Source organism: Nocardiopsis sp. B62 (assembly GCF_018070675.1).
In the GTDB taxonomy this organism is placed as follows: Bacteria; Actinomycetota; Actinomycetes; order Streptosporangiales; family Streptosporangiaceae; genus Nocardiopsis; species Nocardiopsis prasina.
Genome location: NZ_JAGPXK010000023.1, coordinates 24,939 through 49,282, shown reverse-complemented (window position 1 = coordinate 49,282; position 24,344 = coordinate 24,939). Strand labels below are relative to the sequence as shown.

General features: G+C 72.0%; 22 protein-coding genes and 2 riboswitches. Of the genes, 15 read left to right on the top strand and 7 right to left on the bottom strand.

Features of this window, described 5'->3' with window-relative positions:
- Nucleotides 1-549 precede the first annotated feature (549 nt).
- Together KBX21_RS20835 and KBX21_RS20830 are read left to right on the top strand one after the other, a co-directional pair.
- Nucleotides 550-2,733, top strand: coding sequence for a bifunctional (p)ppGpp synthetase/guanosine-3',5'-bis(diphosphate) 3'-pyrophosphohydrolase (locus KBX21_RS20835; RefSeq protein ID WP_049567741.1), 2,184 nt, complete (start codon nt 550-552; stop codon nt 2,731-2,733).
- Between the two features lie 109 nt (nt 2,734-2,842).
- Nucleotides 2,843-3,766, top strand: coding sequence for a GNAT family N-acetyltransferase (locus KBX21_RS20830; protein WP_210843176.1), 924 nt, complete (start codon nt 2,843-2,845; stop codon nt 3,764-3,766).
- A 58-nt stretch (nt 3,767-3,824) separates the two neighbouring features.
- Here KBX21_RS20830 and KBX21_RS20825 read toward each other — a convergent pair whose 3' ends face one another.
- The 4 genes from KBX21_RS20825 to KBX21_RS20810 form a co-directional block, all read right to left on the bottom strand.
- On the bottom strand, nt 3,825-4,292 hold the full coding sequence (locus KBX21_RS20825) for a nitroreductase/quinone reductase family protein (protein ID WP_049567603.1): 468 nt from the start codon (nt 4,290-4,292) through the stop codon (nt 3,825-3,827).
- Nucleotides 4,293-4,371: 79 nt separating this feature from the next.
- Nucleotides 4,372-5,565: an acyl-CoA dehydrogenase family protein gene (locus KBX21_RS20820; RefSeq protein WP_049567606.1), complete on the bottom strand. Its 1,194-nt coding sequence runs from the start codon at nt 5,563-5,565 to the stop codon at nt 4,372-4,374.
- Nucleotides 5,566-5,626: 61 nt separating this feature from the next.
- A complete protein-coding gene (locus KBX21_RS20815; RefSeq protein WP_210843174.1) occupies nt 5,627-6,913 on the bottom strand; it encodes a CaiB/BaiF CoA-transferase family protein in 1,287 nt (428 codons plus the stop codon).
- Nucleotides 6,914-6,919: 6 nt separating this feature from the next.
- Entirely contained in the window at nt 6,920-7,321 is a 402-nt protein-coding gene (locus KBX21_RS20810) for a DUF3870 domain-containing protein (protein ID WP_210843172.1), read from the bottom strand.
- 216 nt (nt 7,322-7,537) lie between these two features.
- Nucleotides 7,538-7,652: riboswitch (SAM riboswitch) on the top strand.
- A 63-nt stretch (nt 7,653-7,715) separates the two neighbouring features.
- Here KBX21_RS20810 and KBX21_RS20805 point away from each other — a divergent pair.
- The 3 genes from KBX21_RS20805 to KBX21_RS20795 all read left to right on the top strand — a co-directional run bounded on the left by KBX21_RS20805 (nt 7,716) and on the right by KBX21_RS20795 (nt 10,633).
- The gene (locus KBX21_RS20805; protein WP_210843170.1) at nt 7,716-9,104 is read left to right on the top strand and encodes an aminotransferase class V-fold PLP-dependent enzyme; all 1,389 of its coding nucleotides are present in this window, start codon (nt 7,716-7,718) and stop codon (nt 9,102-9,104) included.
- Nucleotides 9,105-9,392: 288 nt separating this feature from the next.
- Nucleotides 9,393-10,073 (top strand): SAM-dependent methyltransferase, encoded by a 681-nt coding sequence (locus tag KBX21_RS20800; RefSeq protein WP_307869245.1) that lies wholly within the window; start codon nt 9,393-9,395, stop codon nt 10,071-10,073.
- On the top strand, nt 10,064-10,633 hold the full coding sequence (locus KBX21_RS20795) for a DinB family protein (RefSeq protein ID WP_049567620.1): 570 nt from the start codon (nt 10,064-10,066) through the stop codon (nt 10,631-10,633). The genes KBX21_RS20800 and KBX21_RS20795 overlap by 10 nt, the downstream gene beginning before the upstream one ends.
- Here KBX21_RS20795 and KBX21_RS20790 read toward each other — a convergent pair.
- Nucleotides 10,630-12,711, bottom strand: coding sequence for a primosomal protein N' (locus KBX21_RS20790; protein ID WP_049567623.1), 2,082 nt, complete (start codon nt 12,709-12,711; stop codon nt 10,630-10,632). The two genes, KBX21_RS20795 and KBX21_RS20790, sit on opposite strands and share 4 nt — an antisense overlap.
- Before the next feature lie 109 nt (nt 12,712-12,820).
- Between KBX21_RS20790 and fmt the strand changes: the two genes are divergently transcribed.
- On the top strand, nt 12,821-13,756 hold the full coding sequence (fmt, locus tag KBX21_RS20785; RefSeq protein ID WP_026129531.1) for a methionyl-tRNA formyltransferase: 936 nt from the start codon (nt 12,821-12,823) through the stop codon (nt 13,754-13,756).
- A 76-nt stretch (nt 13,757-13,832) separates the two neighbouring features.
- The gene (locus tag KBX21_RS20780; RefSeq protein ID WP_210843166.1) at nt 13,833-15,296 is read left to right on the top strand and encodes an RsmB/NOP family class I SAM-dependent RNA methyltransferase; all 1,464 of its coding nucleotides are present in this window, start codon (nt 13,833-13,835) and stop codon (nt 15,294-15,296) included.
- An 83-nt stretch (nt 15,297-15,379) separates the two neighbouring features.
- Here the strand turns inward: KBX21_RS20780 and KBX21_RS20775 are convergent, their stop codons facing one another.
- Nucleotides 15,380-15,766: a hypothetical protein gene (locus KBX21_RS20775; protein ID WP_210843164.1), complete on the bottom strand. Its 387-nt coding sequence runs from the start codon at nt 15,764-15,766 to the stop codon at nt 15,380-15,382.
- A gap of 68 nt (nt 15,767-15,834) precedes the next feature.
- Between KBX21_RS20775 and rpe the strand changes: the two genes are divergently transcribed.
- From rpe to KBX21_RS20735, 8 genes are all read left to right on the top strand, one after another.
- Entirely contained in the window at nt 15,835-16,503 is a 669-nt protein-coding gene (gene rpe / locus KBX21_RS20770) for a ribulose-phosphate 3-epimerase (RefSeq protein WP_210843162.1), read from the top strand.
- A gap of 196 nt (nt 16,504-16,699) precedes the next feature.
- Nucleotides 16,700-17,716, top strand: a complete 1,017-nt coding sequence (locus tag KBX21_RS20765; RefSeq protein WP_210843204.1) for a phosphatase PAP2 family protein — start codon at nt 16,700-16,702, stop codon at nt 17,714-17,716.
- 67 nt (nt 17,717-17,783) lie between these two features.
- Nucleotides 17,784-17,914, top strand: a riboswitch (FMN riboswitch).
- Between the two features lie 117 nt (nt 17,915-18,031).
- Nucleotides 18,032-18,676 carry a riboflavin synthase gene (locus KBX21_RS20760; RefSeq protein WP_017546157.1) on the top strand — a complete coding sequence of 215 codons (645 nt, stop codon included), beginning with the start codon at nt 18,032-18,034 and terminating at the stop codon, nt 18,674-18,676.
- Between the two features lie 61 nt (nt 18,677-18,737).
- Entirely contained in the window at nt 18,738-20,024 is a 1,287-nt protein-coding gene (locus tag KBX21_RS20755; protein ID WP_210843160.1) for a bifunctional 3,4-dihydroxy-2-butanone-4-phosphate synthase/GTP cyclohydrolase II, read from the top strand.
- A gap of 52 nt (nt 20,025-20,076) precedes the next feature.
- Complete coding sequence (gene ribH / locus KBX21_RS20750; protein WP_049567641.1) at nt 20,077-20,550, top strand: 6,7-dimethyl-8-ribityllumazine synthase; 474 nt, start codon at nt 20,077-20,079, stop codon at nt 20,548-20,550.
- A gap of 108 nt (nt 20,551-20,658) precedes the next feature.
- Nucleotides 20,659-21,132: a PH domain-containing protein gene (locus tag KBX21_RS20745; protein ID WP_049567645.1), complete on the top strand. Its 474-nt coding sequence runs from the start codon at nt 20,659-20,661 to the stop codon at nt 21,130-21,132.
- Nucleotides 21,133-21,265: 133 nt separating this feature from the next.
- Nucleotides 21,266-22,432, top strand: coding sequence for an XdhC family protein (locus KBX21_RS20740; RefSeq protein ID WP_210843158.1), 1,167 nt, complete (start codon nt 21,266-21,268; stop codon nt 22,430-22,432).
- 164 nt (nt 22,433-22,596) lie between these two features.
- On the top strand, nt 22,597-23,169 hold the full coding sequence (locus tag KBX21_RS20735) for an NTP transferase domain-containing protein (protein ID WP_049567747.1): 573 nt from the start codon (nt 22,597-22,599) through the stop codon (nt 23,167-23,169).
- A 192-nt stretch (nt 23,170-23,361) separates the two neighbouring features.
- Here the strand turns inward: KBX21_RS20735 and KBX21_RS20730 are convergent, their stop codons facing one another.
- Complete coding sequence (locus tag KBX21_RS20730; RefSeq protein ID WP_210843156.1) at nt 23,362-24,300, bottom strand: aldose 1-epimerase family protein; 939 nt, start codon at nt 24,298-24,300, stop codon at nt 23,362-23,364.
- Between the last annotated feature and the right edge of the window lie 44 nt (nt 24,301-24,344).

Genomic DNA, 24,344 nt, shown 5'->3' with positions numbered 1-24,344 from the left:
TGACCTACTCCAGCACTCGGTGTGACGTGCCTGGTGACCTGCGTCACCGCCCGTACCTCCGAGCCGGACCCGGGTGAACGAGGGGTCGGACCGCTCCCCGCGCAGGTGGGAAGTGGTCCCACTAGACTGACGGGCGAGGGGACCGCGGCGGCCGCGTCAACGACTGGCCCTGATGACACGCACGTGCACCGGAGGCGGGCCGAACGGCGACGTCGGCTCCACCGGGAGGAACCGCGGGAGGTAGGCATGCCAAACGAAGTGGTCTCGACCGGGGCGGTGTCCGAGCAGGGTCCGGACCGGGACAACCCCGAGACACCGACGGCCGCCACCCCCGAGGAAGCCGCCACGCGAACCGAGCGTGCGGACGGCAGTGGTGAGCAGGCCACCGACAGACCACAGAAGGACCGCCCGGAGGGCGCCGCGCGGGACGCGGCGCCCTCCGACGTCTCGGGGCCGGGGGCCCCGGGAACGCAGGCGGCCGCCACGACACCCTCCACCGTGCGAGTACGCCGAAGGCTCGCCCGACTCGGGGCCCAGCGGGGAGTGACGATGAACCCGGTGCTCGAACCACTGATCAAGACCGTGCGGGCCACCCATCCCAAGGTGGACGTGCGGCTGATCGAACGCGCCTACGAGGTCGCGGCCCACCATCATCGCCACCAGAAACGCAAGAGCGGCGACCCCTACATCACGCACCCCCTCGCCGTCGCGACCATCCTCGCCGAGCTGGGCATGCAGGAGGCCACCCTGGCCGCCGCCCTCCTGCACGACACCGTCGAGGACACCGACTACTCCCTCGACGAGCTGCGAGCGGACTTCGGGGACGAGATCGCCGAGCTGGTCGACGGCGTCACCAAGCTGGACAAGGTCAAGTACGGCGAGGCCACCCAGGCCGAGACGGTCCGCAAGATGGTCGTGGCGATGGCCCGCGACATCCGCGTCCTGGTCATCAAGCTGTGCGACCGCCTGCACAACATGCGGACCCTGCGCTACCTCCCGGCCCGGGCCAAGCGGGAGAAGAAGGCCCGCGAGACCCTGGAGATCTTCGCCCCGCTCGCCCACCGCCTGGGCATGAACACCATCAAGTGGGAGCTGGAGGACCTGGCCTTCGCCACCCTCTACCCCAAGCGCTTCGACGAGATCGCCCGTCTGGTCTCCGAGCGGGCCCCCCGCCGCGACGTGTACCTCCAGGAGGTCATCGAGGCGGTCTCGGGCGACCTGCGCGAGTCCAAGCTCAAGGCGACCGTGCGCGGCAGGCCCAAGCATTACTACTCGATCTACCAGAAGATGATCGCCCGCAACGTGGGCTTCGACGAGATCTACGACCTCATCGCGGTGCGGGTCCTGGTGGACAGCGTCCGGGACTGCTACGCGGCCCTGGGAACGATCCACGCGCGATGGAACCCGGTGCCCGGCCGGTTCAAGGACTACATCGCGATGCCGAAGTTCAACATGTACCAGTCGTTGCACACGACGGTCATCGGCCCCTCCGGAAACCCGGTCGAACTCCAGATCCGCACCCGGGCGATGCACCGTCGCGCCGAGTACGGCATCGCCGCGCACTGGAAGTACAAGGAGGACCGCAACTCCGCCGGTGCCGAGGCCAAGTCCAAGGGCAGCACCGACATGCAGTGGCTGCGCCAGCTCATCGACTGGCAGCAGGAGACCAAGGACCCGGGCGAGTTCCTGGAGTCGCTGCGCTTCGACCTCTCCGTGCAGGAGGTGTTCGTCTTCACGCCCGGCGGCGACGTCATCTCGCTGCCGCAGGGCGCCACGGCGGTCGACTTCGCGTACGCGGTGCACACCGAGGTCGGCCACCGCACCGTGGGCGCCCGGATCAACGGCCGCCTCGTGCCGCTGGAGAACGAGCTGCACAACGGCGAGACCGTGGAGATCCTCACCTCCAAGGACCCCGACGCCGGGCCCAGCCGCGACTGGCTCAACTTCGTCAAGAGCGCCCGCGCCCGCAACAAGATCCGGCACTGGTTCACCAAGGAACGCCGTGAGGCCGCGATCGAGCAGGGCAAGGACGAGATCGCCAAGTACATGCGCAAGCAGGAGCTGCCGGTCAAGCGCCTGTTCAACGGTGAGGCCATCATCGCCCTCGCCCGCGACCTGCGCTATCCGGACGTCGACTCGCTGTACGCGGCCGTGGGCGAACGCCAGGTCAGCGCGCAGAGCGTGGTCGGCAAGCTCGTGGACTCCATGGGCGGGCTGGACAGCCACGCCGAGGACCTCGCGGAGTCGTCGCTGCCCACCAAGGTGGCGACCAGCCGCCAGCGCGCGGGGAACCCGGGCGTGGTCGTGGCCGGTGGCGACGCCGATGTGTGGGTGCGCCTTTCCAAGTGTTGTACGCCCGTGCCCGGTGACGACATCGTCGGGTTCGTGACCCGGGGCAACGGGGTCTCGGTCCACCGCGAGGACTGCGTCAACGCCGCGAGCCTGGACCGCGAGCGCATGGTGGACGTCGAGTGGCGGCCCACCGAGGACTCGATGTTCCTGGTGGCGCTGCACGTGGAGGCCCTGGACCGCTCGCGTCTGCTCTCCGACATCACCCGCGTGCTCTCCGACCAGCACGTCAACATCCTGTCGGCGACGGTCCAGACCAGCCGGGACCGGGTGGCGCAGAGCCGGTTCACCTTCGAGATGGCCGACCCCACGCACCTGGGCAGCGTGCTGCGCGCGGTACGCGGGGTCGACGGCGTCTACGACGTGTTCCGCGTTCGCAACTGATCCGCCACCGGCCCGTGGGGGCTGCGCGGGCCCGCGAAAACCGGTGGAACCGGGGCGGCTGATGACGCTAGCGTGCGTCGAGTTCCGTACCGAAGGAAGGCAGCCCCCCATGCTCGACGTTCGCCCGCTCCACCCCGGGGACGCACGCTCCCTGGAAACCCTGGCCCAGCGCCTGTGGCCGAGGGCCCCTCATCCCGGCGGCCTCGGTTGGCAGCTGGCCACCGAGGAGTTCACCTCCGAGAACGCGGCCGTGGCCCGCAGGGACGGTGAGGTCGTGGGCTGGGCCGTGGTCGAGGGTCCCAGCGCCCTGCGGTCCCTCGCCACCGTCACTCTCCAGGGCGCCACCGAGGACCCCGACGCCGGGTCCGCGCTCCTGGACTGGGCCCTGGCCCAGACCGGGGACGCCGCCGTGGAACTGCTGGTCTTCGAGGGCGACGACGCGCTCCGGGACCTCGCCGAGAGGGCCGGGTTCGTGCTCGGTGACGACAACACGTTCGGTGAGTGGATGAGTCGCGACGCCACCGAGGAGGAGATCCGCCTACCGGACGGTTACCGGATCCGCGCGGTGCGCGAGGGCGAGGAGGAGGCCCGGGTGGAGTGCCACCGCACCGCCTGGAAACCCTCCGACCTGCCCTGGCCCGAGCGCGTGGGAACGATCGACCCCGATCTGACCAGTCGGTTCAGCCTCGAGCGCTACGCCAACACCCGCGCCTCGCTGCTGTACGAGCGCGAACTCGACCTGGTGGTCGAGGCCCCGGACGGGTCGCTGGCCGCCTGTTGCGTGGTGTGGTGGGACGCGCAGAACCGCTGCTCGGAGATCGAACCCCTCGGCGTGGTCCCCGCGCACCGGCGCCGGGGCCTGGCCGTCGCGCTCGCCCTCACCGCGTGCGCCCTGACCGCGCGTCGGGGCGGGGACCGGGTGTACATCAACACCACACCGAACGAGGCCTACCCGACCCCGGCCATGACGTACGCGACCGTGGGCTACAGGGCGCTCGACCGGGGCACGGCCCTGGTGCGCCCGGCCCGCTGACCCCGTACGGCGAAGCCCCGGCCACCCGTGTTCAGGGTGACCGGGGCTCCGCGCGGTTCTACAGACGGATCGTCGTGGACCGCACGATCTGGAAGACCGGGTGCCGGTCGGCCTCGGCCTCGAACGCCTGCTCCGGGGCCTCCGGCGGGGCGTCGAAGTACGGGCCCACGACCGCGGACCGGGGGTTGTCCAGGTACTCCTTGAGTACCGGAGCCGCCTCGGCCGGGCCCAGCTCCCGAACACTCACCAGTTCGATCCAGCCGCCCTGGCGCAGGGTGGCGAAACCGTCCTTGCGGATGTTGCGCACCCAGTTGACCTCGCCGTACGGAGAGACCAGGTACCGGCCGCTCTCACTGTCCAGGACACTGAGCGGGATGGTGCGCAGGAAACCGGAGGTGCGCCCACGCGTGGTGAGCAGGTGCAGCTCCGGCGGGCAGGCCCCGTACTTGACGAAGCCGCTGACGAAGGCGTTGGCGGTCCGCCGCAGTTTCGTCATCTCGAACCGCTTCGTCGGTTCGTTCACCATCTTCGGCAACTCCCTCGATCGGATGCTCCCATTGTGATGGTTTCCGGCCACCGATGGCACCCGCGGGGTGCCCGCCGCCCTACCGGAACGCCGAGACACCGGTCACGGACTGGCCGATGCTGAGCGCGTGGATCTCCTCCGTGCCCTCGTAGGTGGCCACCGTCTCCAGGTTCACCATGTGCCGCATGACCGGGTACTCCAGGGTGATCCCGTTGGCGCCGTGGATGCCGCGCGCGGTCCGGGCCACCCGCTGCGCCGCCGCCACGTTGGCGAACTTGCCGAAGCTCACGTGGTTGTGGTGACAGTTCCCCTCGTCCTTGAGTCGACCGATCCGCAGCGCCGTCATCGCGGCGTGGTTGACGTCCACGACCATGTCGGCGAGCTTGCGCTGGGTGAGCTGGAACCCGCCGATGGGCTTGCCGAACTGCTCACGCGTCCTCGCGTAGTCCAGGGACGCCGCGTAGCAGGCGCGGGCGGCACCGGCCACGCCCCACACGATGCCGTAGCGGGCCTCGTTCAGGCAGGACAGCGGCGACCCGAGTCCCTTCGACGCGGGCATGACGGCGTCGGCGGGCAGGCGCACGTCCTCCAGGACCAGCTCGGAGGTGATGGAGGCGCGCAGCGAGAGCTTCTTGTGGATCACGTTGGCCGAGAACCCGGGGGTGTCCGTGGGCACCACGAAGCCGCGGATTCCGTCCTCGGTGGCGGCCCACACCACGGCGACGTCGGCGACCGAACCGTTGGTGATCCACATCTTGGTGCCGTTGAGGACCCAGTCCGAGCCGTCACGGCGGGCGCGCGTGCGCATGGAGCCCGGGTCGGAGCCGGAGTCGGGCTCGGTCAGACCGAAGCAGCCGATCGCGTCGCCGGCGGCCATCCTCGGCAGCCACTCGTTCTTGTGCTCCTCCGAACCGAACTTGTGGATGGCGGCCATGGCCAGCGAGCCCTGCACGGACACGAAGCTGCGCAGCCCGGAGTCCACCGCTTCGAGCTCCCTGCAGGCCAGGCCGTAGGCGACCGCGCTGGAGCCGCCGCAGCCGTAGCCCTCCAGGTGCATGCCGAGCACCCCCAGGTCACCGAAGGCCTTGGCCAGCCCGCGCGGGTCCGGGAGGGTCCCGGCCTCGAACCAGTCGGCGACGTTGGGCAGGAGCTCACGGGTGGAGAACTCGCGGACGGCGTCGCGGATGTCGCGCTCGGTGTCGGAGAGTTCGGCGTCCACGGCCAGGAAGTCCAGGGGGTCGGGGGCGGCGGCCCTGCGCTTGGAGTCACTCATGGTGGGTGTCCCTTCGTGGTGCTTGCGTGTGTGGGGTCGGTGCCGGGGCATGGGCCCCGGCTCAGCCGACGTCGGTCTGCTGGACGGCGCCGCTGGCCAGGAGCGCCGCGATCCGGTCCGGGGTCAGGCCGAGCTCGGCCAGGACCCGCTCCGAGTGCTGTCCGAGCAGCGGAGGGGCGGTCATCGGCACGGGGGTGTGCTCCATGCGAAAGCCCGCCCGCACCTGCTCCAACGGTCCGGCCGTGGGGTGTTCCACCGTGCGCAGGACGTCGTCGCCGTTGGCGTCGGCGGTACGTAGCGCGTCCAGCACCCCGCGGACCCTGCCGGCCGGGACCCCGGCCCCGACCAGGACCCCCATCCAGTGCTCGGCGGGCCGTTCCCGCAGCGTCGCCGAGAGCTCCGCGACCAGTTCGTCCCGGTGCGCCACCCGTTCCGGGTTGGTGGCGTACCGGGGGTCCCGGCCCAGGTCGGGGCGGTCGATGGCGGCGCACAGACGCTGGTACAGGGCGTCGTTCCCGGCGGCGATCACCACCTCCGCGTCCTTGGTGGGGAACACCTGGTAGGGCACGATGGTCGTATGGGCGTTGCCCACGCGCGCCGGTTCGGTCCCGGTGACCAGCGCCTGCTGCGCCAGGTTGACCAGGCTCGACAGGGTGGAGTTGACCAGTGAGACGCTGATGTTCTCGCCGCGCCCGGTCGTCCGGGCCCGCATGAGCGCACCGAGGATGCCCACGGCCGCGTTCAGTCCGGTCAGGACGTCGGTGAGCGCCACACCCACCTTGCTCGCCGGACCGTCGGCGGGGCCGGTCGTGGCCATCAGCCCGCTCTCGGCCTGCACGACGATGTCGAACCCGGGGCGGGTGGCGGGTTCGTGCTCGGGGCCGAAGCCGCTCACCGAGCAGTACACGACCGCCGGATTGCGCGCGCTGACCTGCGCGTACCCCAGACCGAGCCGGTCGATCACCCCGGGTCGGAAGTTCTGGATCACCACGTCGGAGGTGGCGCACAGGTCCTGGACGGCGGCCAGGCCCTCGGGGTCCTTCAGGTCCACGGCCAGGCTGCGCTTGTTCCGGTTCACGGACAGGAAGTAGGCGGCCTCTCCGGGGGAGTGCTCCCCCCGGTGCTCCTCGGTGGGCTCGGCGTAGGGCGGACCCCAGGAACGGGTGTCGTCGCCCCGACCGGGCTGCTCCACCTTCACCACCTCGGCGCCCATGTCCGCGAGCAGCATGGTGGCGTAGGGGCCCGCGAGCACGCGGGAGAGGTCGGCGATCCGGACACCGGCCAGGGGGAGCGGCGCGTCCTGCCCTGGTCCGTGCACGGGATCGGTCTGCGGACTGGTCTCACTCATGGGGGGTCACTCCTTGCCGTCGAGGCTGGCGGGGTCCTCGGGGCCGCTGGGCAGCTGATCGCCGTCCCGCAGCTGGTAGTAGGTCTCCAGGCAGCGGCGGAGCGCGGTGGTGAGCGCGGCGCCGGACTGGCCCGCGTAGCGCGTCTGGACCCGCTGGACGATCTCCGCGATGTCCTCGGTCACGGAGGCGCCCTCGACCAGGGCACGGAAGAAGTCCTTGGCGAGGTCGGTCAGGAGCGTGGTGTCCGCGGCCACGATCCGGCCGTCCGCGGAGTCGACCGCGAGCACGACCCCGAGCCGCTGGTACTGGGAATGGCTCGCCACCGAGTCGGGAAGACGGGCGTAGCCGGAGATGAGCACAACCCTCGGGTTGCGGAAAAGCTGCTGAACACGGTCGTCGCCGTACAAAGGAAGAGCACCTCTTGTCTGCGGGCACGCGAAAACTCCAACTCACTGGAGTCTCGCGTCTGAAGGGCAGCCGGGGGAAACCGGACACCCGCGACGTGAGGGCAGTTCCCGATCAGTATGGCCCAGCCGGGACCGTCGGTGTCAAGGGCGGGGGTTGGTCCGGGGCACACGGGCGCGGATGCGCGCCACGGGAGCCGTGTGTTACATTTCGGCACAGGTCACGAGTACCAGCGACAAGCCCCGGCTAGCTGGTCGGCAACCCTCCTTCCGCGGTGGGGTGCCCCGGGTGAGGACCAGGTCCCGACACGACCGTGTCAGACAAGCGCGGACCCCTGAGGCGCGGCCGTCATCGGCGTACCCCGTGGGTCCCCACGACCCACAGAAGAGGTGCCCCATGACCACTGTCATCCCGTTCGACTCCACGCGCTCCAGCCGCTCCGCAGCCAGGGACGCGGCCCGCGACGCCAGGGCCCGCACCGAGTGCGCGATCGTCACCGCCGAGGGCGCAACCCCCCTGGTCACCGGCGGACACGTGGACTACGCCAACTTCGACTACGCCGCCAGCGCCCCGTGTCTGACCAGCGTCGCCGACGCGCTCGCCGCGGCGCTGCCCTACTACGCGAGTGTCCACCGGGGCGCCGGGCACCACTCCCAGGTCAGCACCGACGCCTACGAACGCGCCCGCCGCAGCGTCTCCCGGTTCCTGGGCGTGCGCACGGAGGCCGACGCGTCCGGTTCCGCCGACGCCGTCGTGTTCGTGCGCGGCACCACCGACGCCGTGAACCTGCTGGCCCGCGCTGTCCCCGAGGGGTGCACCGTGGTGGTCTTCGAGTCCGAGCACCACGCCAGCCTCCTGCCGTGGGAGCACCCGGCCTCGTGCGCCGGGAAGGTGGTCCGGCTGCCGCTGCCCGCGTCGCCCGAGGCCGCCGTCAGCGCCGCCCGGACCGCGCTCGCCCAGGCGCCCGAGGGTCCCCGGCTGTTGTGCGTCACCGCCGCCTCCAACGTCACCGGTGAGATCTGGCCGGTCGAGGAGTTGGTGGAGGCCGCCCACGCCGAGGGCGCCCGCGTGGTGGTGGACGCCGCCCAGTACGTGCCGCACCTGCCGTTCAGCCTCACCGCGACCGGCGCGGACTACGTGGCCCTGTCCGGTCACAAGCTCTACGCCCCCTTCGGCTCGGGGGTGCTGGCGGGCCGCGCCGACTGGCTCTCCGCCGCCGCCCCCTACCTCGCGGGCGGGGGAGCCACCCGCCGGGTGACCGAACACGACGTCCAGTGGAACGACCTCCCCGCCAGACACGAGGCGGGCAGCCCGAACGTCCTGGGAGCCGTGGCACTGGCGGCGGCCTGCGACACCTTCACCACCGAGACGCTCTCCCTTCAGCACATCCGCGAGGCCGCTCTGCTGGAGCGCCTGCGCGCCGGGCTGGGCGAGATCGAGGGTGTGCACGAACTGTCCCTGTGGGACGCCGAGCACGCGCGGGTCGGGATCGTGTCCTTCGTGGTCGACGGTCTGCCCGCCGACCTCCTGGCCGCCGCGCTCTCCGCCGAGTACGGGATCGGGGTGCGGGACGGCCTGTTCTGCGCCCACCCGCTCACCACCCACCTGCTGCCCGAGGGGCACGAGCAGGCCGTGCGGGCGAGCCTGGGCGTGGGGACCACCGAGGAGCATGTGGACCGGCTCGTCGGGGCCGTGGCCGACCTCGTGGCCCGGGGCCCGCTCTGGGAGTACGCCGACTGCGACGGCCGCCTCGCCCCGGTCCCGGACCCCCGCAACGTGCTCTGAGGCTCTGCGGAGCGTCCCCCGTGCCCGGAATCCGGGGTTTGGGACCTCGGACTCAAGGAACCTTGTTACGCATGACCCCACATTCGACGCACTAAGTCACATTTCACGCGTGGGTGTGCTGGGGATCACGTTCCCAGACGGTACTATCGGGCCCTGACGGTGGGGCGCGCCGTCGCCGGACCCGACCGGTCCGCACCGACGACGCGGCCCGCCTCCCGCGAGCGAACCGGCTGGGGGAGCGTGAACGTGACGGACGTCCGAGGACCCAAGACAGGTCCCCTCACGGCCGTGTTCCGAGCGACCGAGCCCCCGCGCGTGCCCGAGCAGCCATCACCTGTGGTCAGCCTCGGCTCGCGCGGCCGCACGCCGCCCGACCCCGCCGAGACCGAACTCGTCCGTCTGCACCAGGCCTTTCTCGGTCGCGTGGTCGACTACCTCTGCGCGGACGCAGGGATACGCCAGTTCGTGGACTGGGGCTGCCCGGTGCCCGGCACCGCCGAGCGGGTGCGCCGGGCCAACGCCGACGCCACCGTGGTGCACCTGGCACCGACCGGGGCGGCGGGGGTGCTGGCCGCTGCCGCGCTCAACGCGACCGTCCTGGCCGGGGACGGTTCCGGTGACTCCGGGACGGACACCGTGCTCCGACGCCTCCACACCAGCGGGCTCGTCGACTTCGACGAGCCCGTCGCCGTACTGATGACCCGACCCGGCACCGAACAGGAACCGCCGGCCGGGCTCGACACACTGCACACGATGATGCGCGGCGGCGGATACGTCGCCCTCACCTCCACGGCTCCCCGCCCCACGGCGGAGCGGGCCTTCGCCCCTTTCCTCCCCGTCGAACCGGGGGTCGCCGACCTGACCTGGTGGCCCTATCCGGACGATGACGTGCCCGCCCCGGGGTGTGGAACCCTGGGCGGACTGGGCCGCGTGCCCAGGCGAGGAAGGGGAGCGACGCGATGGCGCTGAACTGGAACGGCGAGATCCTTGCCCAGATGAGGTTCTACTGGGACTTCTCGTTGTGGCCCAGGCTCGAAGGACTGACGGACGCGGAGTTCTACTGGGAGCCGGTCCCGGACTGCTGGACGGTGCGCCAGCTGCCCGACGGCCGCCACGCCCCGGACGGCGCCTATCCCGAGCCCGAGCCACCGCCGGTCACCACCATCGCCTGGCGCCTGGGGCACATCGTGGTGGACGTGCTGGAGGCCCGGATCAACTGGCACTTCGGCGACCGCACCACCAACCGCGACAACATCGACTGGCCCTCCAGTGCGGCCGAGGCCAGACAGCGCCTGCGCAGGGCCTACATCACCTGGTCCGACCACATCCAGGAGCTTGACGACGACGCCCTGGCCGAGCCGGTGGGAGGTGCCGAGGCACCCCAGTGGTCGGACTTCCCGCTGGTCGTGCTCATCCTGCACCTCAACCGCGAGTTCATCCACCACGGCGCCGAGATCGCCCTCCTGCGCGACCTCCACAGGGCGCGCTTCGGCGAGAGCCCCGGCCCCTGGACCGAACCGGTCTCCTAGAGCACGTGCAGGGGGTCCACCCGGACCTGCACCAGGTGTTCGTCCCGGCGCGCGCTGCGCGCCGAGGCGGCCGCCTTCAACGCACGGGAGAGGTCGCCCACCGCCGAGCGCGGCACGCGCAACAGCGCCCGCTCGGTCACGTGGTCACCGTTCTCCCCCGTCTCGGAACCCACCGGAACCGGTCCCAGCAGCTCGGCGGACTCGGGAAGCCGGATCTGGTCCAGCAGCTCACGCACGTGCTCGGGGGCGCCGGTGATCGAGGCCATCGACACCGCGGGGGGAAACCCCAGCCCGCGCCGCTCGGCCAGCTCGCGCTCGGCGAACCCGCCCGGGTCCCAGCGCACCAGTGACTGCACCACCGGCAGGGACGCGTCCGCAGACACCACCACGGTGCCGCCCGGCCGCACCAGGGCGGCCGCGTTGAGCCAGCGGCGCAGCGCCTCCTCCGAGGCGCGCAGGTCGGCCCGGTTGAGCAGCGCCCAGCCGTCCAGGAGCACCGCCGCCGCGTACCCGCCCTCCGGGACCACGGGCTCGGCCCCCGGGGTGGACACCACCAGCGAGGGTTTGTTCGGCACCTCCGCCAGGACCTCGTCCCGGCCCGAGGTGCGCACGGTCAGCGACGGGAAGGCCCTGCCCAGCTCCTCGGCGGTTCGGCGGGCGCCCACCACCACCGCGCGCATACGGGTCACCCCGCACTCGGGGCAGGCCCACTGTCCGGCCACCCGGCCGCACCACCCGCAGGAGGGCACGGCGTGCGCCTCGCGGATGGCCAACGGCCCGTGGCACTCCCCGCAACGGGCCGGTTCGCGGCAACCGGCGCAGGCCAGGGCGTTGAGATAGCCGCGGCGCGGCACCTGGAAGAGCACCGGGCCCTCACGCGCGCCGTCCCTGGCGGCCTTCAGGGCCAGGCTCGGCAACCGCGCGCTTCGCGCGGCCTCGTCCCGTGCCAGCTCGCGGTCGTCCCCGGCGGGTTTGACGAGGGGCGCACGGCCGCGCAGGGTCGCCCGGTCGGCGACCAGCGGGAGCGCCCACCCGGACTCGACCAGCAGCTGGGTGTCGGTGGTGCGAGTGTGGCCGCCGAAGAGCGCGCCCGCCCCCGACATGTGCGCACGCATCGCCAGGACCGTCCGGGCGTGCGGATAGGGCGCGTGCGGGTCCACGTGCACGTCGTCCCCGTCGTCCCACAGCACCACCAGACCCAGGTCGTGGACGGGAGCCAGGAGGGCCAGACGGGACCCCACCACCACCCGGGTTCTCCCGTGCAGAACCGAGAGCCAGCGCCGGTAGCGCGGGGTCGGCCCCAGGTCGGCGGGCAGCGCGGCGTGCCGTCCCTCACCCAGATGACGGGTCAGGGCGGCGTCCACGGCCTGGACGTCACGGCTGTTGGGGACCACGATCACCGTGCCGCGACCGGCGTCCAGGGCGGCCCCGGCGGCCACCGCGACGGCGTCGGCCCACTCGGGGCCGGGCAGGGCGTTCCACACAGCGCGGGCCGGACGCCCCTCGCGCAGGGCCGCGACGAACCCCGGGCCCTCCGGATAGTCCCGCCAGGGACCCGGGTCCGTCGCGACGGCCTCCCGCTCCGGCTGGTCCTCCTCGTCCGGTGGGGTCTCCCGCTCCACCCTGACCCTGCGCGGCGGAAGGGCCAGCTTGGCCACCTCGTTGAGGGTGCCCGCGTACCGGTCCGCCACGGCCCGGGCCAGCTCCAGGATCTCCGGGGACAGCACCGGCTCGGAGGAGACCACGGAGTCCAGGTAGAGCAACTGCCCGGCGAAGTCCGAGCGCTCCACCCGCTCCGCCAGCAGGCCCGACAGCAGGCGCCCGTGGAACCACACCTTCACCCGGCAGCCCGGAACCGCCTCCGCGTCCTGGTCGCCGGAGACCTGGTAGTCGAAGTACCGGTCCAGGTGGGGGAGAGGGGTGTCCACGATGACGCGCGCCACCGGAAGGCTCGCGGCGGGCCTTCGGGGCTCGGGACGGGACGCCTCCTTGGCCCTGGCCTTGGCCAGCGCCTTGGGGTCCAGCAGTTCCGACACGTCGAAGAGGCCGTCGTCGGGCTGGTCGGGCTGCTCAGTCATCACCCTTGGTTTACCAGAACCCGCCGACAACACCGCCTTTCCCGCTCGGGAGCCCCCACGGGTACTGGTAGAACAGTGACCCGTAGGCGCAGCGGAGGGGGACCCGAACATGAAGCTTGTCTTTGCCGGAACACCGGAGGTGGCGGTGCCCTCACTCAGGGCGCTCATCGACTCCGAACACGAGGTCGCCGCGGTGGTCACCCGGCCCGACGCGCGGGCCGGTCGAGGACGCAGGGTCTCGGCCAGCCCCGTCGCGGAACTCGCCGAGAGCGAGGGCATCGAGGTCCTCAAGCCCGCCAAGGCCGGGGACCCCGAGTTCCTGGCGCGCCTGTCGGAGATCGCCCCCGACTGCTGCCCGGTGGTGGCCTACGGCGCCCTGCTGCCGCAGTCCGCGCTGGACGTGCCCAAGCACGGCTGGGTGAACCTGCACTTCTCCCTGCTGCCCGCGTGGCGCGGCGCGGCCCCGGTCCAGCACGCCGTCCTGCACGGAGACGACGTCACCGGAGCCTCCACCTTCCGTATCGTCAAGGAACTGGACGCCGGTCCGGTCTATGGCACCCTTGCCGAGACGGTCCGGCCCACCGACACCAGCGGGGAGCTCCTCGGACGCCTCGCCGTGTCCGGCGCGGGGCTCCTGGTGCGCACCGTGGACGGCATCGCCTCCGGGGAACTGAGCCCGGTCCCGCAGCCGGACGCGGACGTGTCCTACGCGGGCAAGCTCACCACCCTGGACGCCGAACTCGACTTCACCGCGCCCGCCCAGCGCGTGGACCGGGTCGCCCGCGCGTGCACGCCCGCGCCCGGCGCCTGGACCACCTTCCGGGGCACGCGTCTGAAGCTGGGCGCGGTGCGTCCCGTCACCGACGCCGACCGGCCCGAACTCGACCCCGGCCAGCTGCACGCGGACAAGAAGCGCGTCATCGTCGGCACCAGCACCCACCCCGTCGAGCTCGGGTGGGTCCAGCCGCAGGGCAAGAAGGAGATGGCCGCCGTGGACTGGGCCCGTGGCGTGCGTCCCACCGATGACGACCGACTCGGCCGCTGAGCTGCCGTACGCTCGGACCTGGCGTGCGTGAACGCGCGTCGGCACCCGTCCCCGGCTTGTTGAGGCAGAGCACACGTTGAGCGAGCAGTCCCGGTCCCGGAACCAGCGTCCCCGTAAGGGTGGAAAGCCCAGGCAGGGCGGTGGCCACCGGAGCGGGCCGCCGCAGCCCCGCGACCCCGCCCGGCGCGTCGCCTACGACGTGCTGCGCGCGGTGGAGCAGCGCGACGCCTACGCGAACCTGCTGCTGCCCGCCCAGCTCAGTGAGCGCGGCATCCACGGCCGGGACGCGGCGCTGGCCACCGAGCTCACCTACGGGACGCTACGCCGTCAGGGCACCTACGACGCGATCCTGGAGACCTGCGTCGACCGCTCGCTGGCCTCGGTGGACGCCGAGGTGCTTCCGCTGCTGCGGCTCGGCTCCCACCAGCTGCTGTCCACGAACATCCCGCCGCACGCCGCCGTCAGCGAGACCGTGGACCTGGCCCGCCGCGTGGTGGGCCAGCACCGGGGCAAGTTCGTCAACGCGATCCTGCGCAAGGTGAGCGCCCGCGACCTGGACGCGTGGATCGAGATCGTCGCCCCCGACCGCGAACGCGACCCCAGCGGCTACCTGTCCGTGGTCCAGAGCCACCCGCGCTGGGTGGTCAAGGAGCTGGCCCGCGCCCTGGGGGAGCGGGCCAGGGACGGTCTGGTCCGAACCGAGGAGCTGCTGGTCGCGCACAACGAGCGCCCCAAAGTCACCCTCGTGGCCAAGCCCGGCCGCGCGAAGGTCGCGGACCTGGAGGAGTCCGGGGCCCTCCCCGGCCGCTACTCGCCCTTCGCCGCCTACCTTCCCGAGGGCGACCCGGGACTCGTCCGCGAGGTCCGCCAGAACCGGGCCGCCGTCCAGGACGAGGCCAGCCAGCTGGTCGCCCTCGCGCTCTCCCGAGTGGATGCCAGGGGCGACGACCGCCTGTGGCTGGACATGTGCGCGGGCCCCGGGGGCAAGGCCGGCCTGCTGGCCAGCCTCGCGGGCCAGGGCGAGGCCCGCCTGGTGGCCTCCGAGCTCCAACCCGCCCGCGCCGGTCTGGTCGCCAACGCCGTGCGCCGCGCCCCCCGCGACGCGGGCCGCGCCATCGTCTCGGACGGCACCCGACCGGCTTGGAAGCCGGGTTCCTTCGACCGCGTCCTGGCCGACGTACCGTGCACCGGCCTGGGCGCCCTGCGTCGCCGCCCGGAGTCCCGCTGGCGCCGGGGTCCGGAGAACGTCACCCAGTTGGCCCCGCTCCAGCACGAGCTGCTCACCCGGGCGGTCGAGTCCGCGCGTCCCGGCGGCGTGGTCGCCTACGTGACCTGCTCGCCGCACCTGGACGAGACCGACGGGATCGTTCGGAGGGTGCTGGACGAGCGAGACGACCTCGAACTCCTGCGCGCCCCGGACTACCTCGACGAGGTTCCCGACCTCGCCACGGGTCCCGAGGGGAAGTACGCCCAGTTCTGGCCGCACGTCCACGGCACGGACGCCATGTTCCTCGCCCTCTTCCGGCGCAAGCCGGAGTAGGCGGGACCGGACACCACCCCTGGGCCACCGTGCCCAGGGGTGTTTTTCGGACAATGAGGAATCTACGCCGTAAAGGCGGCGCCTCAGTCGGTACCCGTCGCGACGATCACGCAGATCATGCAGGAGTTACCCGCCTCCCTGAGCAGGTAGCGGTAGGACTCGGCCCGGACCTCCTCACCGCTCGCGTCGAGATAGGACCAGCGCACGTGCGCCCACACGAGTCGGTCGGTGAGCTCCTCGATCCCACGGATCTCGGGGACGGCCTCGACCATCCCGCGCTCCCTGTACCCCTCCGCGGCGCCCGCGAAGGCACCTCTGACGTCCTCGGGCGACGCCACGGGGATGCTCTCGACGTCCCCCGCGACGTAGGCCGGATAGCCGTACCTCGCGGCCACGCCGTCCAGGTCGCCGCGTACCAGCTCCCGGCTGTAGGCCTCCAGGAAGTCCCTCAGCCCGTCCTCGTCCAGCATGGTTCCCCCTCGGTCGGTCGTGCCCCCGAGGCACACCTGCCCCGAACCCGCCCCGATACACTGCTGACGTGGCAATTCAGATCTCTCCCAGCATCCTCAGCGCCGACTTCGCGCACCTCGCCGACGAGGCCGCCCGCGTCCCCAGCGCGGACTGGCTGCACGTCGACGTCATGGACGGACACTTCGTCCCCAACCTCACCCTGGGCCTGCCCATCGTGGAGTCCCTCCTCAAGGCGACCACCACGCCGCTGGACTGCCATCTGATGATCGAGGACCCCGACCGATGGGCCCCGGCCTACGCCGAGGCGGGCGCGGGCAGCGTCACCATCCACGCCGGGGCCGCCAACGCCCCCGTGCGCACCCTGCGCGAGATCCGCAGGCACGGCGCCCGTGCCGGACTGGCCCTCAACCCCGCCGAACCGGTCGACCCCTACGAGGATCTGATCGGCGAGATGGACATGCTCCTGCTCATGACCGTCGAGCCCGGCTTCGGCGGGCAGCGGTTCCTGGACCTCGTGCTGCCCAAGATCCGCCGGGCCCGCGAACTCCTCGACACCCGGGACGCCTCGGTGTGGCTCCAGGTCGACGGCGGAGTGAGCGACGAGACCATCGAACGCGCCGCCGAGGCAGGAGCCGACGTGTTCGTGGCCGGTTCCGCCGTCTACGGAGCCCAGGACCCGGACGGCGCCATCGAGTCCCTGCGCGCCCAGGCCCGCAAGGCCAGCCCGCTCGCCTGACCGCCTCCGGTAACGATCGCGGCGCGCCGGGCCCAGGGGCCTGGCCACCGTGGGCGGTGCGCCCTATGCTGCCCGCTGTAGTCGTCGATATCGCTTGGTCGCGGCTCCGTCTTCCCCTCGGGGGAGCGGCGCGGCGTGAGCGCGTTGCCAGGCGCGGACCCGTGGAGTACGCGTGAGGACCACCGAGTACCTGGCCATGGACGCCCTCTGGGAGGCGGAGAACACCGCGATCCGCTGGTTGCAGGGGCTGACCGACTGGCTCGCCGTTCCCTTGGGGGCCGTCACCTTCCTGGGCTCACAGGGCGTCATCGTCGTCCTGCTGGTGACCGTCTTCTGGTGCTTCAACGCGGGCCTGGGCGCCCGGCTCTTCGTGGCGGTCATCGCCTCGGCGGTGGTCAACAACCTGCTCAAGTCGGTGCTGTACGGATCCCGGCCCTACTGGTTCGACGCACGCGTCACCGGACACGCCCAGCACGGCGGTTTCGGGATGCCCTCGGGGCACAGCCAGGCGGCGGTGGTGACCTACGGCTATCTCGCGGCCAGGTCCGGCCGCCGGAGCCTGGTGTGGGCGGCCGTCGCGGTGATCGCCCTGGTGGCCCTGTCCCGGGTCCTCCTGGGCGTGCACTACTTCAGTGACGTCGTGGTGGGTCTGGCCGTGGGCGGGTTCGTGCTGTGGCTGGTGCTGCGCTACGAGGACCGTGTGCTGGCCTGGTGGCTCTCCCTGGACACGGTGCGCTGGGTGTCGTACCTGTTGGCCGCCGCTCTGGCGCCGTGTGTGGTCGCGACCGCCTGGCAGACGGGCGTACGCGGGGACTGGGTCGTCCCGACCACCGAGTGGATCGGCGCCACTCCCGCGGACCCGGCAGGGCACACCCTGGTCGGGCTCCACACGACCTGCGGCGCCCTGCTCGGCGGGGTCCTCGGCTTCACCCTGCTGTACCGGCGCGGCTGGTACAGCGCGGAGGGCACCGTCACGGCCCGCGCCGCCCGGTTGGCCCTCGGGAGCTCCGTGGCCGTCCTCATCCTGGTGGTGGAACGGGTCCTCTTCCGGGACCTGGAGGGCCTGCCCTCGGCCCTGGTGTCGTTCCTGGTCTACGGCGCGGTGGCCTTCTGGGCGTCCTTCGGGGCGCCGGAGATGTTCCTGCGCGGCGGCCTGGCCCACCGCCCCGAACCGCCCTCGCGGGAGAGGGCTCCGACCACAGGTGCGCAATGAACCCCGTCACACCGGCTATGCGCCGCGTGGGCGAGGGGTTACCATCAAGTCGTTAGACAACAGTCAAACGCGTGCTCCGGGGTCGGTGAAAGTCCGAACCGGCGGTGACAGTCCGCGACCCGGTCGATTCCATCGACCGGTTGAACCGGTGGAATTCCGGTACCGACGGTTAAAGTCCGGATGGGAGGCAGTGCGCGTTGGGGCGGGTCCGAGCCGTGCCGAACCTTGGCGACGGTTTCGTGTTCCGTCCCTGTCGTGGACCCGTGATTCCACACCCTTTTCCCCGGAGCCGTGCCAGGCGAAGGGACGTAGGGCGTGTTCACCGGAATCGTCGAGGAACTCGGCAAGGTCGTCTCCATCCAACCCACCGGGGCCAACGGTGAGGCGGCCCTGCTCACCGTGGACGGACCCCTGGTCAGCTCCGACGCCGGGCTCGGTGACTCCATCGCCGTCAACGGCGTGTGCCTGACGGTCGTCGCGCGTGGTGAGGGCACCTTCACCGCCGACGTGATGAAGGAGTCCCTGGACCGCTCCTCCCTCGGCGCCCTCACCCCCGGCGCCCCCGTGAACCTCGAACGCGCCGCCCGCACCGACGGTCGCCTGGGCGGTCACATCGTGCAGGGCCACGTCGACGGCACCGCCACGCTCCTCTCCCGCGATCCGGGTGACAAGTGGGACGTCCTACGGTTCGGCCTGTCCCCGCAACTCTCCCCGTACGTGGTCGAGAAGGGTTCCATCACGGTGGACGGCACCAGCCTCACCGTGTCCGCCGTGAGCGCCCCCGGAGCCGAGGACGAGTTCTTCGAGGTCAGCCTCATCCCGGCCACCCTGGAGGCCACCACCCTGGGCGCCCTGGCGGTCGGTGCCGCGGTGAACGTCGAGGTGGACGTCATCGCCAAGTACGTGGAGCGCATCACCGCGGTCTCCCGGGCCCGCGCGCAGGACGGGACCCGCGCCTAGCGCACCGCACCGCCACCACCCACCGAGACCCACCACCCACCACGCACCTTCAGGAGCGGGAATGACCGTCACCGACACCACCCCGGCCACCGACACCGGACAGGCCGTCGTCCTCGACCGCATCGAGGACGCCATCGCCGAGTTCGCCCAGGGCAGGGCCATCGTGGTGGTGGACGACGAGGACCGTGAGAACGAGGGCGACATCATCTTCGCCGCCGAGCTCGCCACCCCCGAGCTGCTGGCCTTCATGATCCGCTACACCTCCGGCGTGGTGTGCGTGCCCATGGAGGGAGAGGACCTGGACCGCCTCGACCTGCCGCTGATGACCGCGCGCAACGAGGAGAGCCTGCGCACCGCCTACACGGTGACGGTGGACGCCCGCGAGGGCGTCAGCACCGGTATCTCCGCCGCCGACCGCGCCCGCACCATCCGTCTGCTGGCCTCCGACGAGAGCGGCCCCGTGGACTTCGTGCGCCCCGGCCACATCCTGCCGTTGCGCGCCCGCCCGGGCGGCGTCCTGGCCCGGAGAGGCCACACCGAGGCCTCCGTGGACTTCGCTCGCCTGGCCGGTCTGCGCCCCGCCGGTGTGCTCGCCGAGGTGGTCAACGACGACGGCACCATGGCCCGCCTGCCCCGGCTGCGCGAGTTCGCCGACGAGCACGGCCTGAAGCTGGTGTCGGTCGAGCAGCTCGCCGCCCACCGCGCCGCCCTCGGCGAGACGCTCACCGAGGAGGAGGCCCACCCCGCGCTGGTCACGCGCATGGTGGAGACCCGCATGCCCAACCAGCACGGGGAGTGGCGCGCGATCGGCTTCAAGGGCACCGCGGACGGCGCCGAGCACGTCGCCCTGGTCCTCGGTGACCTGACCGACGGCGACGACGTGCTGGCCCGCCTGCACTCGGAGTGCCTGACCGGCGACGCCTTCGGCTCCCACCGCTGCGACTGCGGCGCCCAGCTCGACGCGGCCATGGCGGCCGTGGCCGAGGAGGGGCGCGGGGTCATCGTGTACATGGGCGGTCACGAGGGCCGGGGGATCGGCCTGCTACACAAGCTGCGCGCCTACAGCCTCCAGGACCAGGGCGTGGACACCGTCGACGCCAACCTGCGCCTGGGCCTGCCCGCCGACGCCCGCGAGTTCGGCGCCGGCGCGCGCATCCTCGCCGACCTCGGGGTCGCCTCGGTGCGGCTGCTGTCCAACAACCCGGCCAAGGCGGAGGGCCTGGAGCACCACGGAGTGCGGGTGAACGAGCGGGTGGCCATGCCGACCTTCGTCACCGACGACAACCTCTCCTACCTGCTGACCAAGCGCGACCGCATGGGCCACGACCTGGCCGCCGTCGCGCCCTAGCACCCACCACCCCCCGGTTCACCATCCACTCCCATCCCAGGAAAGGCCGGTCATGAGCGGCACAGGACGTCCGGACGAACACCAGGTCGACGCCTCGGGGCTGTCGGTGGGCCTCGTCGTCACCCGGTGGAACGAGGCGATCGTCGAGCCGATGCTCGCCAACGCGCTCGCCGTGGTCAAGGCCTCGGGGGCCGTCGATCCCGTCGTGGTGAGGGTCGCCGGGGCCGTGGAGATCCCGGTGGTGGCCCAGGAGTTGGCGCGCAGGCACGACGCGGTGATCGCCCTGGGCGCGGTCATCCGCGGCGGCACACCGCACTTCGACTACGTGTGCCAGTCGGTCACCCACGGTCTGACCGAGGTGGCCCTGCGCGAGTCCACCCCCGTGGGCAACGGTGTGCTCACGTGTGACACCCTGGAACAGGCGCGTGACCGCGCCGGACTTCCGGGAAGCGTCGAGGACAAGGGCGCCGAGGCCGCTTCGGCCGCCCTGGACACGGCGGTCGCGCTGCGCGGTCTGCGTCGCTGATTCCACCCTCCTGGTCGCGCGCGCCCGCGCCTGGCCGGACGGTGACCGGGGTGAGGCACGCCCGAGGGCGTGGAGATGGAGCAGTTGGTGCGGACGAGGGAACTACCTGTGGACGAGGCGTCGAGCAAGGCGGCCCTGCCGAGGACCTGGCGGCCCCGTGCGGTGCGCCTGGTCGCGTACGGCCTGGGCCTGCTGATCGTGGCGACCATGGTCGTGCTGGCCGTGATCCTGCCCGCCGAGTGGCGGATGATGGACCGTTTCCTGGTGGTGGGGCTCGGTCTGGCGGTGGCCGCTGGGCTGCACATGCTGGGCCGTCCCCGGCTGATCGCCATGGAGCGCGGCGTGGTCGTCATCAACGGCGTCCGCACGCACCACCTGGCCTGGCCGGAGGTCCTGGACATCCGGATGCCCGTCGGAGAGCCGTGGCCCTGCCTGGACCTGTCGGACGGCACGTCGCTGCCGGTGATGGGCATCCAGAGCACCGACGGCGAGTACGCCCAGCGCGGTCTCGCAGAGTTCCGTGCGATGTTGGACCGGGGTGAGGGCCGCGAGCCCGACCTCCCCGAAGGTCCGCTTTCGTAGACGCGACCGAATCGAGCCCCTGTTTCCTGGAGGAACGGGGGCTCTTTCGTGTTGCGTTGGGCACATAGGTTGATACCAAGGCCCATGAGCGGACCGGTGTGGACCGCCGGGGGAGTCCTGGAAGAGGTGCCGCGTGCGAGATGTCCGAGCGAGCGTGTCCGAACTGTACGCCTCGGGGGAGACCTTCGCGGTGGCCACGGTGATCGACACCTTCAAGAGCGCGCCCCGGGACGCGGGTGCGGCCATGCTGGTGAGCGCCTCCGGGGAGGTCACCGGCAGTGTGTCGGGCGGCTGCGTGGAGGGGGCCGTCTACGAGGAGGCCCTGGAGGCGATCCGCACGGGTGTGCCGGTGCGCCGCACGTACGGTGTCAACGACGACGACGCCTTCAGCGTCGGCCTCACCTGCGGGGGGACCCTGCACATGTTCGTCGAACCGGTGAACCGGGCGACCTACCCCCAGCTGGGCGCGGTGATCGGTGCCGTGGACGAGCACCAGCCGGTGGCGGTGGCCACCTTCGTGGCCGATCCCTCCGACGCCTCCCGGGTGGGCCGCCGCCGCGTGGTGTGGCCGGGGAACGCCGAGGGCGACCTGGGCGAGGGCGGTGAGCGCCTGGCCGCCGCCCTGGACGACGACGTGCGCGGCATGCTGGCCCAGGGCAGTACCGGTCTGTTGCACTACGGCGCGGACGGTCAGCGGCGCGGTGACGAGCTGGAGGTGTTCGTCCAGTCGTTCGCCCCGGCGCCCCGCATGCTGGTGTTCGGCGCCATCGACTTCGCCGCGGCCGTCGCCGACCTCGGCTCCTACCTGGGCTACCGGGTGACGGTGTGCGACGCCCGCCCGGTGTTCGCCACCGCGAAGCGGTTCCCGACCGCCGAGGAGGTGGTGGTGAAGTGGCCGCACGTGTACCTGGACGAGATCGCCGACGAGATCGACCAGCGCACCGCGATCTGCGTGCTCACCCACGACCCCAAGTTCGACGTCCCCGTGCTCAAACGGGCGCTGTCCACCGAGGCCGGGTACATCGGAGCGATGGGGTCCCGGCGTACGCACGAGGACCGCGTGGAGAGGCTTCGCGAGGCCGGTGTGGAGGAGGGGGCGCTGACCCGTCTGCACTCGCCCATCGGTCTCGACCTGGGTGCGCGCACTCCCGAGGAGACGGCGGTGTCCATCGCCGCCGAACTGGTGCGCACCCGGTGGGGCGGTAGCGGCCGGGGGCTGAGCGAGACCAGCGGACGGATCCACCGGGACACGCCCCCGACGCCCCTGGTTCCGGCCGGATTCGGCCACTCCAAGAGGTGAACCGAAACTGGCCCGGGGGTGAAGGGCCAGTTCAGGGCGGTGATGCCGGACCCGGCCCCGGAGTCGTGTCCACGACCTCGTCCAGGCGGCCCACCCGGGGACCCCGACCGTGGCATCATCGCGTCATGGGTACGGGGGAGCGAGGAGACGTGCGTTCGGGTGCGGTGGCCGGCCTGCTGCTCGCGGCGGGTTCGGGGAGCAGACTCGGCCGCCCCAAGGCCCTGGTCGAACTCGCGGGCGAACGCCTCGTGGACCGTGGCACGCGCACCCTCGCCGAGGGCGGATGCACCCCGGTCCTGGTGGTCCTGGGCGCCGCCGACACCACCGTCTCCGGCGCGGTGACCGTGCACAACCCCGACTGGTCGACGGGGATGGGATCCTCGGTCCGCGCCGGCATCGACGCGATGCCCGACACCGTCGACGCCCTGCTGGTGGCCCTGGCCGACCAGCCCCTGGTCACTCCCGAGGCGGTCCGGCGCCTGGTCGAGGCCTACGCCCAGGGCGCCCGGGCCGCTGTGGCCACCTACCACGGCAATCCCCGCAACCCCGTCCTGTTGGGCCGGGAGCACTGGTCCACGGTCTACTCCATGGCCGAGCGGGACGTGGGCGCCCGCCCCTTCCTGCGGGCCTACTCCCATCTGGTCACCACGGTGGCCTGCGATGACGTCGCCAGTCCCGAGGACATCGACACCGAGGAGGACCTGGTCCGACTCACGGAGGCACTCGGGGGAGTGTGAGGGCACGCTTGTCGTCACCTCGGACGGCACACGGGTGTTCGACACCGGGTTCGCCACTTCACGGCCGGACACTTCCACGGTCGAGCTGGTCGGGGGCGGGCTCGCCGCGGACGAGATCCACGGCGAACCGGCGGGGCACCGTACGACCCCGCCCCGGGGCGGTTCGCCGTGCTGGCCCGGCCCGAGGTCCGGTCAGTCCAGCGACTCGGCGAGGATGCCGAAGGTGTGCTCCACGCTCTCACCAGGGGCCAGGACGATCAGGTCCGTGCCGCTGTTGAGGGCGTCGGGCGGGCAGGTCATGGGTTCGGCCGCCAGGTGTGCCCGATGGAGGTCGCCGCCGAGGGAGTCGGAGCTGAACAGCTGGAGCCACCCGTAGCCCCGGTCCGCCCACAGGCACACTCGGCGCTCGGGTCCGCTCAGCCGTACCCAGGCGCGCCCGTCCCGGTCGCGGTCGAGGTCGGTGAAGGCGGTGTCCAGCTCCGTCGTGCCCGGGTTCCGGCCGGGCGGGCGCAGGTCGTACTCGGTTCCGGACACCGGCACCGGGTCGCCCACGGGCACCAGCGCGGCGTTCGCGGGCTGACGGCTTCCCGCAGTGGCCTCCAACCGCACCTCGCCTCGCTCCACCAGGTCCCGGAAGGGTGCGCCCAGGGTGAGGTAGGGGTGGAAGCCCAGGCCGTACGGGGCGTCCGAGTCCCCGGTGTTGCGCGCCTTCACGGTGACCGTGAGCCCGTGCGCCGCCGATGCGTCGGCGGTCAGGCGGTAGGTGGCGGTCAGTTCCAGCGGGAACGGGTATCCGGGGGTGCCGGGGAAGTCCAGGCCCAGGGTCACGTCCTCCTCGGAGCGCTCCTGGGTGGACCACACCACCTCGCTGACCAGACCGTGGATCGCGGAACCGGTCTCCGGGTCGTTGACGTCCAGCCGGTACTCGGTGCCCTGGAAGGTGTAGCGGGCCGAGGCCACCCGGTTGGGCCAGGGGGCCAGCAGCTGACCCTGGGAGGCGATGGGGCCCGACTGGCGGGTGTACGGCCAGATCAGGTCGTGTCCCCGCCAGGAGAGCGCCTGCAACCCGGCCCCGGTACGGTCGACGCGCGCCCGGTACTCCCCGGCGCGCAGCTCGAACACCTCAGCCACCCGTTCACCCTTCTCCCGTGGTCCGGCACACCGCCGAACCGGGA